Source organism: Chloroherpetonaceae bacterium (genome assembly GCA_025056565.1).
In the GTDB taxonomy this organism is placed as follows: Bacteria; Bacteroidota; Chlorobiia; order Chlorobiales; family Thermochlorobacteraceae; genus Thermochlorobacter.
In genome coordinates this window covers 1-14,570 of record JANWWA010000024.1, presented here as the reverse complement: position 1 = coordinate 14,570, position 14,570 = coordinate 1, and the positions used below count along the sequence as shown (strand labels likewise).

At 48.6% G+C, this 14,570-nt stretch carries 12 protein-coding genes; 7 read left to right on the top strand and 5 right to left on the bottom strand.

What is annotated here, in order from left to right; translation table 11 throughout:
* Positions 1–256 precede the first annotated feature (256 nt).
* Genes NZM05_12375 through NZM05_12365 form a run of 3 tightly spaced genes read left to right on the top strand, consistent with a single transcriptional unit; the run spans position 257 to position 2,740 of the window.
* On the top strand, positions 257–949 hold the full coding sequence (locus NZM05_12375) for an alpha/beta hydrolase (protein ID MCS7014409.1): 693 nt from the start codon (positions 257–259) through the stop codon (positions 947–949).
* 19 nt (positions 950–968) lie between these two features.
* Positions 969–1,724 (top strand): SDR family oxidoreductase, encoded by a 756-nt coding sequence (locus tag NZM05_12370; GenBank protein ID MCS7014408.1) that lies wholly within the window; start codon positions 969–971, stop codon positions 1,722–1,724.
* Between the two features lie 29 nt (positions 1,725–1,753).
* Entirely contained in the window at positions 1,754–2,740 is a 987-nt protein-coding gene (locus NZM05_12365; GenBank protein MCS7014407.1) for a TerC family protein, read from the top strand.
* A gap of 94 nt (positions 2,741–2,834) precedes the next feature.
* On the opposite strand, the gene hisC is transcribed toward NZM05_12365, so the two are convergent.
* From hisC to NZM05_12350, 3 genes are all read right to left on the bottom strand, one after another.
* Positions 2,835–3,956 carry a histidinol-phosphate transaminase gene (hisC, locus tag NZM05_12360; GenBank protein MCS7014406.1) on the bottom strand — a complete coding sequence of 374 codons (1,122 nt, stop codon included), beginning with the start codon at positions 3,954–3,956 and terminating at the stop codon, positions 2,835–2,837.
* A 100-nt stretch (positions 3,957–4,056) separates the two neighbouring features.
* A complete protein-coding gene (locus NZM05_12355; GenBank protein ID MCS7014405.1) occupies positions 4,057–6,600 on the bottom strand; it encodes a sugar phosphate nucleotidyltransferase in 2,544 nt (847 codons plus the stop codon).
* Positions 6,601–6,623: 23 nt separating this feature from the next.
* Positions 6,624–8,588, bottom strand: coding sequence for a hypothetical protein (locus NZM05_12350; protein MCS7014404.1), 1,965 nt, complete (start codon positions 8,586–8,588; stop codon positions 6,624–6,626).
* Between the two features lie 247 nt (positions 8,589–8,835).
* On the opposite strand from NZM05_12350, the gene NZM05_12345 reads away from it, so the two are divergent.
* A complete protein-coding gene (locus NZM05_12345; protein MCS7014403.1) occupies positions 8,836–9,810 on the top strand; it encodes a branched-chain amino acid transaminase in 975 nt (324 codons plus the stop codon).
* A gap of 65 nt (positions 9,811–9,875) precedes the next feature.
* Here NZM05_12345 and NZM05_12340 read toward each other — a convergent pair whose 3' ends face one another.
* Both NZM05_12340 and NZM05_12335 read right to left on the bottom strand, forming a co-directional pair.
* Positions 9,876–10,763 carry an Rpn family recombination-promoting nuclease/putative transposase gene (locus NZM05_12340; protein MCS7014402.1) on the bottom strand — a complete coding sequence of 296 codons (888 nt, stop codon included), beginning with the start codon at positions 10,761–10,763 and terminating at the stop codon, positions 9,876–9,878.
* Positions 10,764–10,789: 26 nt separating this feature from the next.
* A complete protein-coding gene (locus tag NZM05_12335) occupies positions 10,790–11,407 on the bottom strand; it encodes a tRNA-(ms[2]io[6]A)-hydroxylase (protein MCS7014401.1) in 618 nt (205 codons plus the stop codon).
* A gap of 61 nt (positions 11,408–11,468) precedes the next feature.
* Between NZM05_12335 and NZM05_12330 the strand changes: the two genes are divergently transcribed.
* The 3 genes from NZM05_12330 to fni form a co-directional block, all read left to right on the top strand.
* Positions 11,469–12,428, top strand: coding sequence for a calcium/sodium antiporter (locus NZM05_12330; GenBank protein ID MCS7014400.1), 960 nt, complete (start codon positions 11,469–11,471; stop codon positions 12,426–12,428).
* Positions 12,429–12,500: 72 nt separating this feature from the next.
* A complete protein-coding gene (nuoH, locus tag NZM05_12325; protein MCS7014399.1) occupies positions 12,501–13,550 on the top strand; it encodes an NADH-quinone oxidoreductase subunit NuoH in 1,050 nt (349 codons plus the stop codon).
* A gap of 68 nt (positions 13,551–13,618) precedes the next feature.
* Positions 13,619–14,570: type 2 isopentenyl-diphosphate Delta-isomerase (fni, locus tag NZM05_12320; protein MCS7014398.1), on the top strand; the 952-nt coding region annotated here is incomplete at its 3' end.

Genomic DNA, 14,570 nt, shown 5'->3' with positions numbered 1-14,570 from the left:
AGCTAAATTGTTTGACCTTGCTTTCGTAGCTTTTGAGAAGTTTTTTGAGCTGGTCACTCATACCACAAGTGTTTGATCTGAAAATTTGAAATAACTTATGCAAAGATAATAACTTAGACAGTAGTAAAGCCTACTGAAATAGCTTATACTCACTGCTACCCAGTGCGAGTGCCACAGCACCACAGGTATTACAGACTCTATCGTTCCTACTATATTTGCGTTAAACTGAGCTTAGTCGCAGGCGCCAAAAAGAGCAATGCCAAATCCAGTTATTATTGTTGCAGGTTCTGGAATGTGGGGCGGCATTTTTGAGGAGATGAAGTTGCATCTTTCCGCCGTTTTGCCAAAAGAAAAAATTTTCATTGTGCCACTTACTATTTTGGATTGGGTTGGATTTCCACCCTCGCCCGAGCGCTCAACCAACCGTGTGATGCAGCGACTTCATCAAACGGTGTTGCAGGCACAGCAGCGCTTTCCTAACGAACCGCTCACGATTATAGGGCATAGCGGTGGGGGCACTGCGGCGATGATTTACCTTCTTGGCAAGCCATTTCAAGGTGATGCTTATCCGCGCACTGCTGTAACTAAGCTCATTACACTAGGCTCGCCTTTCCACAGCATTGAGCGATACGGCAAAGTGAAATCCGACTTTATCTTTGCACATCTCCGTAGAGAATTCTTCTCACAGGTAGAGGTTATTTCCATTGCTAGCAAAACCCGCTTTGGAAATTTGCAAGGCTCTATAGCGGAACGCAGTGCCTTTGAATTCTACAAGAATACAGGCGGCACAGGCAGTGTCTGGGGCGATGGCGTTGTTCCCGTAGAATGTTGCCAGCTTGATGGTGCACAGAATGTGGTGCTCGAAGGCATTGAGCATTTGCCAACCCCTTTTGGCAGTTGGTATGGTGCGCGGCGTGGCGTTGAAGCGTGGCAAGCCTTTTTGAACTAAACCGTAAAGACCAAGCTCTATGAAACCGCTGCAAGGTCAGGTTGCACTCGTTACAGGTTCATCACGCGGGATTGGTAAGGCCACAGCCTTGAAACTGGCATCAATGGGCTGCCATCTTGTCGTCAATTACGTGCGTCATCACGCCGAGGCAGAGCGCACCGTTGCCGAAATTAAAGCGCTTGGGCAAGAGGCCATAGCTGTGCAAGCAGACACATCAAGACAGGATGACCTGCGGCGACTTTTTGCTGAAACGGCTGCGCATTTTCAGCGGCTCAATATCTTTGTCAGCAATGCCGCAAAGGGCGTGTTCGGTCCAGTTACCCGCATCGGCCCAAACGGTTTTGATCTTTCTATTGCCACAGGCCCCAAAGCCCTTTTGCTGGGTGCACAAGAAGCTCTGAAGCTCTTTGGTGAACATGGCGGTGTGATTGTCGCTGTCTCAAGTATCGGCAACTTTCGCTGCCTTGATGGCTATGCAGCTATTGGCACTGCCAAAGCGGGAATTGAGACGCTGGTACGCTATCTTGCTGTCGAGCTAGGTCCGAAAAAAGTGCGCGTCAATGCTGTCTCAGGCGGTCCAATTGACACTGATGCCCTTGCTGATTTTAAGAATGCTGACACTCGCAAGGCAGAATGGATTCGCCGCACACCCTTAGGACGCTTAGGCACGGCAGAAGATATTGCTGACATTATCGCTTTTCTTTGCACCGACGACGCACGCTGGATACACGGTCAAACCATCTTAGCAGATGGCGGTTACACACTAACTGAGTGATTACAACAGTTTAATACAGCAACCAGACAATGTTTTTCGATGACTCTCCACTACTGTGGACAGCCTTTTTTGCGATTATCACCTTCGTGCTCGCCCTTGACTTAGGCATTCTGAACCGTGAAGCTCATCGTATTACTCCTCGAGCTGCATTAGGCTGGTTTATTCTTTGGGTTTTGCTTGCTTTTGCTTTCGCAGGGGCAGTATGGCACTTCTACGGTAGCATCAAAGGTATAGATTTTATTACTGCTTATCTCATTGAAAAGTCGCTATCCGTTGACAATCTTTTCGTGTTTGTGCTTGTCTTTCGCTTTTTCCGAGTCGAAGATAAGTATCAGCATCGCATACTTTTCTGGGGCGTATTAGGGGCAATCGTGATGCGTGCTATCTTCATCTTTGCAGGCGTTGCGCTTATTCAAAAGTTTCATTGGATTACTTATCTCTTCGGCGGTTTCCTTATTTACACAGGCATTAAGCTCTTCTTTGACGGTGAGGAAGAGGAGGCTGAATTTGCTGAAAACCTGGGCATTCGGCTGGTAAAAAGATTTTTCTCTGTCTCCAGTCAGTATGATGGTCAAAAGTTCTTCACAATTGAAAATGGTCGGCGAATGGCCACACCGCTTTTCCTTGTGCTGGTTGTGATTGAAATCACAGACCTCGTTTTTGCAGTGGATTCTATTCCCGCTGTTTTAGCAGTTAGCCCTGATGCCTTTATTGTTTTCACTTCCAACATCTTTGCAATTATGGGCTTGCGCTCAATGTATTTCCTTTTAGCCAATATTATTGACCGATTCAGCCATCTCAAGTATGGCTTGGCATTTATTCTTGCGTTTGTGGGTGTAAAGATGGTGTTAGCAGGTATCAATCCAGATTGGAAAATCCCATCACCTGTTTCACTGGCTGTAGTTGCTAGCACGCTGGCTATCTCTATTGCAGTTTCTCTGCTTCTTTCTGCACGCACCACGTCCAGTGCTGAAGCACCTAAAACACCTGCAGAAGCAGTTGAGGAAAAAACATAGCAGCTGTGGCTGGCATTAGCTTTGCTTATCAGCCCTCTTTCCTGCGCCAATTGCTCTTTCGGGTGTGAAGTCCAGCCGCTCAAGTTCTGGTTGCTTACAGATTTTCAGAATGCGCAGCGTGCAGTTTTGCAAATTTCTCCAGCAATTCAATACAGCGTGCATTTTCTTCAGGCAAACCAATCGAGATGCGCAGTGCATGTGGTAATCCGAAAGCCTTGAGTGGGCGCGCAATTACCCCATTTTGCAGCAGAAACTCGTCCAGCTCATTTACGCGCTCTTCTGTTTGGAGGTCCAACATCACAAAATTCGCCCACGATGGCACCCATGCATAGCCAAGCTCAGTTAAAGCTTGGGTCAGTGTAGCGTAGCCCTCTCGATTCAGTTCAACAGATTTTTTTAGGAAGGCTTCATCGTCTAAGGATGCCAGTGCTGCAGCCTGCGCAATAGAATTTGGCTCAAAGGGAAGCTTGACTTTTAGAAGATTGGTAATAAACTTTTCGTGCGCAAAGCCATATCCCACGCGCAGTCCTGCAAGTCCAAATGCTTTCGAGAAGGTGCGTAGCGTAATGACATTATCGTATCGATACGACATTGAATCGGGGTAGACAGGGTCAAATGCCGCATACTCAAAATAAGCTTCATCGAGAATGATAATCACTCGCTCTGGTACACGTGTGATGAATCGGTCAAATTCCTCTCGTGTGAAAATAGTGCCAGTGGGGTTGTTTGGATTGCAGAGATAGATGACTTTGGTCTGCTCTGTGATAGCATCTGCAATTGCATCTAGGTCAAACCGATAACCCGCTTTCATTGGGACTTGAATAAAGGGCGCGCCCTTCGACTGGGCTAGCACCTTAAAACCGATGAAGGTATTTTCAGAGGTGAGCAATTCATCACGGTCGCTTACAAACGCTCGAATAATGTTAGACATAATTCCCTCTGACCCTGCACCAACGATGACATTATCAATCTTCACACGAAAGCGCTCTGCCAATTTCTGACGCAATGCCACAGATAGCGGATCGCCATAGCGGTTCACATTGCCCAGCGCTTGCTGCATTGCCGCTACCACTTTTTCAGAGACGCCCAGCGGATTTTCATTGGAGGCTAACTTGTAGACTTCTTTCAGCCCATAGCGCCGCTTGATGTCTTCAATGCTGCGTCCTGCCTTATATGGCTCCAACTTTTCAATATGCGGTGGGACTAACTGTGACATTACTCAAAAAAATAGTTGAAATATATGCAGCCAAATTTAGGCAAAACTTCCGTTTCGTTTCGATGTTCGGGCAAGACATTGCGGATGCAGAGCATAATCTCTACTCATTAATCCACTCCAGCAACTTCTTTTCATATTCACTTACAAGACGCGTGGCACGGCTCTTGGTGCGCGATTCTGCATTAACGTGGAAAATATCACGCTCACGGTCGGGCAAGAGCAGAAGTGAAGTTTCGTTGTCGTAGATGATTTTGACACCATCAATCAGCACGCGGTAATGCTCAGCGGTGTCTTCCATAATTTTGCGCATCACTTTGCCTTTCAAATCCTTAGGGCATGCTACATTGCGCTTGACAAGGAAATAGCGTTCTGGCATTCTTGCAGCCAGCTCGCCAATGCGTGTTTTGGACTTTGCGATGAGTTCCATAATCTTGGCAGCCGAGAACATTCCATCGACCGCGAAAAGAAACTTTGGGAAAATGAAACCGCCTTTCGTGCCGCCCACAAAGCCAATTTCAGGGTCTGCCGTTACTGCGCGCATCAGCTCCGAGTGGCTGTCACCTGTGCGCACGACTTGCACATTGCGCTCTCGGCAAATGTCATCAACTTCCATTGAGGCGGTTATCGGCACGGCAATTTTCTTTGTTTCTGGATAGACTTCAAGATAGAGGTAGGTAATGAGCGTCAGCAGTCTTTGATGCTCCAAGAAATTACCCTTTTCGTCTGCGACATGAATTCGCTCTGCGCCGCCGTCGAGCATAAAGCCAATGTCGTAACCCAGCGACACCACCACTTCGGAGAGCCGTTCTGCAGCCGCAAAAAATTCCTCAGCAGTTCGCGTGAATTTACTTGGGTCTAAAAATGCATTCAGAGAGATGACATCGACGCCGAAACTGCCGATAATGCTCGGAAAAATCGTCGCGGCTGCCCCATATGAGTAGTCAATTGCGACGCGCAGGCGCGACTTTTTGATGGCTTCAATGTCAATGGATTTGAGGAAACTATCCGTGTAGCTCTCCAAGGCGCGCTCAGGAAAGTTCAGTTTTCCTACCTTGTCGAAGGAAGCTCGGCGGTAGTCCTCACCAAAAAAGGTACGCTCAATGCTTTTAGTTTTAGCAGGCGGTAAATCTCTTCCGCCCTTGTCAAAAAAAATGAGGTCGCAGAGCTTTTTGTCGAAGGGTGACTTACGCACATGCACACCGCCAAATTCTGCACTATTTTTCAAGCGATGCCGCGTAATCGGAATGGGCGTTGCTTGCAAATCATTGACCGAAATGCCCGCTGAAAGCAAGCCAGCAATGAGTGCGCGATTTACCATTCGCGACACGTTATCGACATCACGGCTCACTGTAACCGTTGCGCCTTCGGGGAGAATCGTGCCAAACGCAGCGCCAATTTTTGCGGCAAACTCAGGGCTGATTTCAATATTCGCTAAACCCGTGATACGTGATGCAGTAAATAGCTCCCGTGACCACTTCGACTCCCAAATGAGGCTTTGTGTCAGAATCGCTCCTGCTTCAATTTCTTTCTCAGGCCAGATTTTGATAGAGGAACGAATTGTTGCGCCATCGCCAATCACGCACTTGTCAGCAATAAAAACTTGCTCCTCAATTTTGACATCATTGCCAATTCGAACTCCACTGCAAATTACAGCAAGGTGAATCGCTGTATGTTTGCCAATTGTAGTATCGTTCCAAACGACTGTTTTGTTCAGCGATGCGCCATCACCGATGCTCACATTTTCACCAATTACGCTATTGTGCAGCGACACGCCCCGACCAATTTTTGCACCTTTACCAATTAGCACGCTGCCTGTGAGCTTGACCGCATCGAGGTCAATTTTGACTGTTTTGTGTATGTAAATGCCGCTGGTGATTTTCTCGTAGCCTTCGTAAAAATCCAGATTGACACGACCATGCAAGCAATCCAAATGCGCTTCTTGATACTCAGGTAAAGTGCCTACATCGCGCCAGTACCCCTCAGCGATGTAGCCGTAGAGTCCCAAGTTTTCGCGTAGCATCTTGGGGAAGAGGTCTTTTGAGAAGTCATACTCTTCACGGTAGGGAATCCAGTCCATCACTTCTCGCTCCAAAATGTAGATGCCTGTGTTGATGGTATCGCTGAAGACCTCTCCCCATGACGGTTTTTCAAGGAAGCGTGACACGCGTCCATCTTTTTCTGTGATGACTACGCCAAAGGCTAACGGGTTCTTGACGCGTGTCAGAATCATCGTGGCTTTAGCATTGCGCTTGATGTGAAAGTCTAAGGCTTTGCTCAGGTCAAAGTCTGTTAGCACATCGCCCGAAATCACGATGAAGCGTTCATCAATAAACTCATATGCATTGCGGACGCTGCCAGCAGTGCCGTAGTCTGCATCAGACTGAATGTAGTTCATCTTTACACCGAACTTGCGTCCATCACCGAAGTAGTTGCGGATTGCATCAGGCTGGAAGTAAAGCAGCGCTGTAATTTCTTTCACGCCGTGCGCTTTTAGCAGATTGGTGATGTGATGCATCATTGGTTTTTGCATCATTGGCACAAGTGGCTTGGGAATGTTAATGGTGAGCGGTCGCAGCCTTGTGCCAAATCCACCTGCCATAATAATCGCTTTACGAATGCCTGCGTCTGTTTTTACTTCGGGCATATCTTGTTGGTTGAGGTTAAGCGTTAATCGGGATCAGCTACTGGGCTCTTAGCTTTGAAAAACGCCCAGATAGCTGCAACGGTTTCGGCACAGCTCCACAAGTGTGGGGACGCTTCGCCTACCGCTGTGCCCGACACGGACAAGCGTTCAGGCATCAGGCCGTAGCTGTTGCGATTACTCCAGAGCCAGTTTAGCATCTTCTGTGCTTGATCCAGATTCTGATTGAGCGCTTGGTAATGCGCCGCTACAGCCGTCGCCGTAATGAAGACATCGCTATACTCGGGTGCATACCCTACATCGCCTCCGACGCTGAGCTTTTCAAGATACCGCAGCCCTCCTTTCTCGCCCCGCGCTGCTTGCAGAAAAAACTCATTGGTTTTGACCAGCGCAGGATGATTGGGGTATCCCCAGACTGCACCCAAGTTCACGAACGTGTCCCAAAAACGCAACTGGGGCAACGAAGAAATAGACTGCAATCTTGGACCGAATAGGCGAAGGTTGGTGTAGATTTGTCGTGAAGAATCTATCAGCTTAGGGAGGGCAGCGCTAATGCGTGCCGATACATCACGGTAGTGCTGGGCTCGTGCGTAGTCTGCAAACTCATCGGCTACGGCTGCTACTGTGCGCAGTGCTAATGCGCTGACCATATTCGTGAGTGGCAGATAGCCACGCCACTCTTTTCGTCCTGCTTCATACAGCAAGCCATTTTCGTCTATGTTGCTCACGATAAAATCTGCCAAGCGGTAGAGAAATTCATTGGAGACAAGGTATTCTCGCTCTTTTCGCAGCAAGCGATACTCATCAACAAGTTTGATGAAGTAGCAGTTGAGGTCCCAGTGCGGTTCATCAGATTTGACTCCAAAACCTTCATTAGTCGGGCGCAGCAGTGCATCATACTTTGCATACCACTCACTACCATTTTTCATTGGCACATTTGAGCTTGACCAGAAGCGAATGATACTGCGCGCCTCAGCGTAATGACGGGTTTGAAGAAAAACTCGCGCGACCATCATCGCATCTCTTGGATATATCTGCGGCATACCGTTTGCGACATAGTATCCTGACAAGTCAGCAGGCACTTGCCCATTTAGGGTTGCCGCTTTTATGGCATATAGATTGCGCTTGAACATTTCGAGATAGCTTTCAGGTATGCCATACGGTATTTTGCCTTCGGATAGCCAGTTATTCCAGTATGTTTCCGCATCTTTGGTTACATCGCTCTTTTTGCGCAGAGAGATATTTTTTTGCTCTATATCGATTTCGGACAGGCCTGCGATGATGGCAACGCGCAGTGCTTTTGCGTAGACTCGGTCGCGAACTACGACGGTTGCACGACCCGACATCACTGGTTTTGCTCCCGATGCGCTTTCCAGCACCGTAATGCCAAGCATCGTGTTATTAGACCAGCGTGCAAAGAGAATGTTGCCTTTTGTGTAAGTCCGCTGAAATGAAACGGTTTGTGCCGCTTGCGGCTCAATGTTAAGCACGATTTGGAACTGTCGTAGCGTCGCACTCTTGCCCAAAGTTTCTTCGCTTAGCTCAAAGATAATCGCATCTTCAGGATGGCAGAAGACAGCCAGTTTTTTTACTGTCCCATCAGCTAAAAACGAGCGCGTGCCAGAGGTAAAGAAGTTTGCAGCCTCTACCACATCAGGCTGAACTGCACTTGGCTTTACTGCCAAATTAACCAGCCCAGTTTTTGTGAGCACTTCACTGCCGTCTAAGGGACGATTTGGAATAATTGCGCCTGCTCGGTCTAAAAGCGTGTAGAGTGTTGAGCTGACATAGCTTGCAGTAAAATTCTGAAAGTAGAGGCTATGCAGCCCATGCCGTTTGGTTACGGACGTAATGCGCTCATCATCAGAATACGCACCACAAATTTTACCATCGCCTAAGATGGCATAGCCTTTCCAACTATCAGCGAAAATTAGTGGTGCATACAGAATAGATAGCAAAATGAACAGGCGGCAAGCGGCACAGAGCGTCATTCAGTTAGAGAGCTAAGTTTTTTAGGAAAAATTAGTTTTTTTCTTGAAAAACTAAGTAAAGCACAATATCTTGCTTAAAAAGCTTTTCGGCGCTTGCTAGGCAAAATAGCGACTCTGCATTAGAAAATGTCGTTGAAGTTCTTGTTTTTTTTCTATTTTCAGCACGGTAACTGGCGCTTTGCCAGACAGTCCAGACAGTTAAAAGAGGTCGTAGCGCCGTAATATACTTTTCCAGCAGGGAACCAATATGCGAAAGCTTGAAAAAATCTGGATGAACGGTCGCCTTGTCGACTGGGATGATGCCAAAGTTCACGTTCTTTCGCACGTCTTGCACTATGGCTCATCGGTCTTCGAGGGAATTCGCTGCTATGAAACGGAAAAAGGCTCTGCTGTACTCTTCCTCAAAGAACATCTGCGTCGGCTCTACGACTCTGCCAAAATTTACCGCACAGAAATTCCTTTCACGCAACTGGAACTTCGCGAGGCGATTTTGGAGACCATTCGTGCCAACGGCGTCAGCTCTTGCTATATTCGTCCGCTGGTTTTTCGTGGTGAGGGTGCTCTGGGGGTCAATCCGCTTAAATCCAATGTAGATGTTGCGATTGCTGTTTGGGAATGGGGTAGTTATCTGGGCGACAACGCATGGGAAGAAGGGGTTGATGTCTGTGTCTCGTCGTGGCGTCGCCTTGCACCGAACACGATACCAACCAGCGCCAAAGCCGGCGGCAACTACCTCAACTCTCAACTTATCAAAATGGAAGCGCTGGCAGATGGGTATGCTGAGGGTATTGCACTAGATATCAACGGCTATGTGGCAGAAGGCAGTGGCGAAAATATCTTTCTGGTGCGTGATGGCATCATTTATACCCCACTCACCGCTCAATCTATTCTACCTGGCATTACACGGCGTGCCGTCATTGAACTTGCACGTGAGCAGGGTATTGAAGTCAAGGAAACCCTTATTTCTCGTGAAAGTCTCTATGTTGCCGACGAAGTATTTATGACAGGCACAGCTGCTGAGATTACCCCTATTCGCTCTATTGACCGATACAAAATCGGCACAGGTGAGCGTGGTGAGATTACAAAGCTTTTGCAGGCACGATACTACGATATTATCAAACGCGGCAATGACACACGTGGTTGGCTTACCTTTGTAGAGCCTGCTCTTGCTACCGAAGCGAGTTCAGCTCTAAGCAAATTACCAACTCACCATCGTCTTTGATGTGAAGCAGATTCTTCGGTCAGAGGAGTCACCCTATTACAGAGTATCGCACAAGGTTACGGCTGCTAGACTGACCTTACTGTCTCAAGTGAGAGGTTTAAGCGATTGGCAATCACTTCGTCACTAAGACCCAACTCACGCAGAAATGGAATCATCTCAAGCTTTGCTTGCAAAGCTCCCTGCTGTAACCCTTGCTGCAGCCCTTGTTGCAGCCCTTGTTGCAGCCCTTGTTGCAGCCCTTGTTGCAGCCCTTGTTGCAGCCCTTGTTGCAGTCCTTCTTCTCGACCCTCTTTCAAACCTATTTTTCGCCCTTCTTCTCTGCCTTCCGCTAAAATTTCTTGGTAAGCACGAGTCTTTTTCAACTCCTCCTCAAACTCTTCTCTAATGCCCAGCATTTTCAAGATCTCCTTTCGCGTTAAGTTTTTAAACTTGTAGAACAATACTTTTTCAATGAAATCCAGCTTCTCTGGCGCGCGTTCAATTAACTTGCGTGCAGACTCTGCCGCTTTTGCATCTGGCTCGACAACCAGTTTGAACGCGCCAACTGCTGCATCTAATTCACCTGCGCTTGGTAGTTTGTCCAAATATATGCGCGTTGTGCGCGTCTCAGCAAGCAGTTCCTCGTATCCCTCATTTGATTCTTGCTCTGCACTTTTTGTTGGGTAAATGATAACTGCGTGCCACTTCGTGATATGGTGTTGCCTGAGATAGACCAGTGTCTGGGCGTAGAACCGTGCATAAAAGGTGTTATCGCGCTGGAACTGAAATTCCACGAAGTATGTCAGGTCTGTTTGCTTTGGCAGCAATACGCCGTCGAGGCGTGCCGATAGCTCTTTGACCTCAACCGACCTAAACTCATAGTTCTGCGCATCGCGCTTGTCACGTCCAATGAGTGCAAACAGTCCTTCTGGCATTTCTTGAAGCCACAGGTAGGCAAGCTTGTCTGTTTTCATTGTTTGAGTTGCTGCGCTGCTTATTCTTAGACACCGCTATGCAGCGTCGGTTGCACTGGTTGTGCTTGAATCAGCTCTGCCTCAAGGCGCAAAAGTTCTTGCCATCGGTTTTGCACGCTTTCGCTGTCTGCAATCATTTCAGCCAGCTTGAGAAAGGTTTTGAAGTGCCCTGCTTCCGATGCGAACAAATTGCGGTAAAGCTGCTGCAAGTCCTTATCCGTTGCCACTTCAGCTAAGAGCCAGAATCGCTCGCAGGAGCGTGCCTCAATGAGCGCGGCAACCAGCAGCCTATCCAAAACTTCATTCCTGCCTTGCCCTGTTCGCACGGCACTGCGCAGGTCACGGGCATATAGGTTGCGGTGCGTGCGCGGCAATGTGCCACTGCGGCGCGCAATGAGTTGCGAAACGATGTAGAGATGCGATGTTTCATCTTGTGCAAGATGCGAGAGCGTTTGAACCCACTGATGCGGGCAAGCTGGTTCAACCCATCGGTTCAAAAGGTCTAAAGCATTCGTTGCCGCTTTTCGCTCCAAGTAGGCATGGTCATAAAGCAGTTCTAAGGGGTTTTGCAGCACGCGCTCTGCCCAGCTTTTGGGTGTAGCATATTGCAGCGGCAGCTCGTCTCGTAAGTTAAAGCGTGTCATTGTTCCAAACTAAGAAGTTGTGGTATTTTGCACTGAAAAAACCAGCCACGAAGATACAGCAATGAGCGAAATCCTACTGTGGAGTGTCATTTTTGTACTGAGTCTTGCCACGCTTATCACGGCTGCCCGTTTTTTCACAGTTGCTGCAGAAGTGGTCGGCCTTGCATTCGGAATGTCACGCTTTGCTGTGGGTGTCATTATTGTCGCTATTGGCACATCGCTCCCCGAGTTGATTGCTGCAATCGTCGCAGTAATCAAAGACGCCTCTGAAATTGTAGCAGGAAACGTAATTGGCGCATCTGTCTCTAATCTCTTTTTCGTCTTAGCTGTTGCGGCTCTCTTCTCTAAGCAAACTATTCAACTGGGCGACGCCTACATCTTAATTGACCTCAACTACATGATGGGCGCAGTGTTTCTCCTCTCGCTGATGATGCTGGATGGCACCGTTACACTCAGCGAAGGCGTATTAGGATTAGCAGCCTACCTAGCATATATGTTTTACCTTTTTCGGGAAAGCGACACAGAAAAAGACATCTTGCTTGATCAACCGGCTGAAGCCGGACAAGCACGCTCTACGGTTAGCAAAAAAGATGTGCTAATTCTTGTGCTGAGCGCAGTCCTTATTTACTTTGGCGCCAACTACACCATTGAGGCGCTGGAACATGTTGCCGAAGGGATTGGCGTGAGCAAAGCAATTATCTCCGTTACGGTGCTCTCTATTGGCACGACCTTGCCAGAAGTAGTGGTCAGCGCCACAGCAGCTATGCAAGATAAGGGTGATATTGCGGTGGGCAACATCTTAGGTTCCTGCATCTTTAACTCACTGGCGATTTCAGGCATTGCGTCAATCGTTGGCGCCATTCATGTTCCACCTGAGCTTTTACGCCTGCCGTTGCCAGTCTTTGCTGCTGGTACTCTGCTTTTCTACCTTTTAGCGTCTTACAAGAACATCTCCCGCTGGGAAGGGGTGCTTTTCCTTATCATCTACATACTTTTTGTGCTCAAAGTGGCAGGACTGTAGTGCCTGTCTTCTTTCTTATATTCGTACTGCTTGGCTGGGGGTCTCTTCAGCTACTCTAACTGTGCAAGGTTTATGCTGTATCCTGTTTTACTGCTTTTTCATTTTGCTACCATCACACTCGACCTTACGCAACGCATTTTGCTTGGGCTTACGCTTATCGTTACCATCATACTTGGCGTCGTCCTAACAGTGTGGTCAGAACGACGCATTGCAGCGGCTATCCAGCATCGTATTGGTCCGAACCGTGTTGGTCCGTTTGGTCTTTTGCAGCCCTTTGCTGATGTGCTCAAACTGCTCTTCAAGGAGGACATTACGCCTGCAGCGGCTAATCGTTTCTACCACCTGCTTGCCCCAATGATTTCACTTTTTGCGGCGCTCACCACAATTGCAGTCGTGCCTTTTGCAAAAGGTATTGCGATTGCAGATGTCAGCGTCGGAATTCTTTACATTCTTGCCATCACCTCAATCGGCGTGTATGGTCTAACCGTTGCAGGCTGGGCATCGAGCAACAAGTATTCGCTTCTGGGCGGTCTGCGCTCTTCGGCACAGATGATTAGCTATGAAATTGCAATGGGGCTTTCTGTCGTGAGCGTGGTCGTGCTAGCTGATTCGCTGCGAATGACTGACATCGTGGAATCGCAAACGTCCAACCCACTCTATTGGAATTGCTTCCGAAATTTCATCGGCTTCATCTGCTTTACTGTGGCTGCGTTTGCGGAGTGCAATCGTGCACCGTTTGACTTGCCCGAGGCTGAGCAAGAGCTTGTCGGCGGTTACAACACCGAGTTTGGCTCAATGAAATTTGCGACCTTCTTTCTTGCCGAATACGCCAATATGATTGTCGCCTCCGCCGTGATTTCAACGCTCTTTCTCGGTGGTTACCAAGTCCCATTCATTGACGAAGCAACGGGGCTGCCTACGTGGCTGCTCGCAGCGCTGCAAGTCGGCGCATTTGTCACGAAAACCGTTTTTATGATTTTCGTCTTCATCTGGGTGCGCTGGACGGTGCCTCGTTTCAAATACAACCAACTGATGGATTTGGGTTGGCGCAAACTCCTGCCGCTCTCGCTCTTTAATCTGCTACTTATTGCCGCTGGCGTTTTGATGTTTGGCAGCAAATAAAATCGCAAATTGCGTGCAAATTTTGTTCTCGCGCTCAAGATTTTGCCAAACAAAGAGCGACTCGAGCTATGGCAACTTCATCCGCTCAGCAAACTATTCAGCGAAAGCAACGCCACGTCGAACTTTGCCTCGATAGCGACGTAGATTTTGCCAAACGAAACGGCTTTGAGCGCTACGACTTTCGCCACAACGCCACGCCTGAACTAAACCTCTCAGAGATTGACCTTTCGACCACCTTTCTTGGCAGAAAAATCAGTTACCCCTTGATGATTTCCTCAATGACGGGCGGCTACAACGGCGCAACGCAAGTGAATGCAATTTTGGCTGAAGCCGCTGAAGCCTTGCATATCCCGCTCGGCGTTGGCAGTATGCGCCAAGCGTTGGAGTCCGAAGCGCATCGAGAGAGTTTTGCGGTGGTGCGAAAGGTTGCGCCCTCGATTCCGATTTTCGCTAACATTGGCGCGCCTGAAGTGGCAAAGGGTCTCACGAAAGCAGAGATGAAACTCTTGCTTGACCTTGTGCGTGCCGATGGACTTATCGTGCATCTTAACGCGGCGCAGGAACTTTTTCAGCCCGAAGGCAATACAAACTTCAAAGGCTTTCTTTCGGAACTGCGAAAACTCTGCAAGCGTCTCCCTGTGCCCGTGATTGCAAAGGAAGTGGGCAACGGCATTTCTGGCGAAGTTGCGGCGCGATTGATTGAAGCGGGCGTTCAAGCGATTGATGTCGCTGGCGCAGGCGGCACGAATTGGCAAAAGGTTGAAGCCTTGCGCTACGCCGAACAATTCAATCACGACGAGCGCTTTACGGAAGGCGGCTTTGCGGAACTCATCAATTGGGGCATTCCGACGGCGGAGTGTTTGGAAGAGTTGCGCGCGTTGCGGCGCAGAAAGGAGTATCGCAAGGCGCAAGTGATTGCGTCAGGCGGCATCTCAAATGGCGTGGAAATCGCCAAAGCCCTGGCGCTCGGAGCGGATTTAGCCGCAATTGCCAAACCCTTTCTCAAAGCCGCTTTTGAAC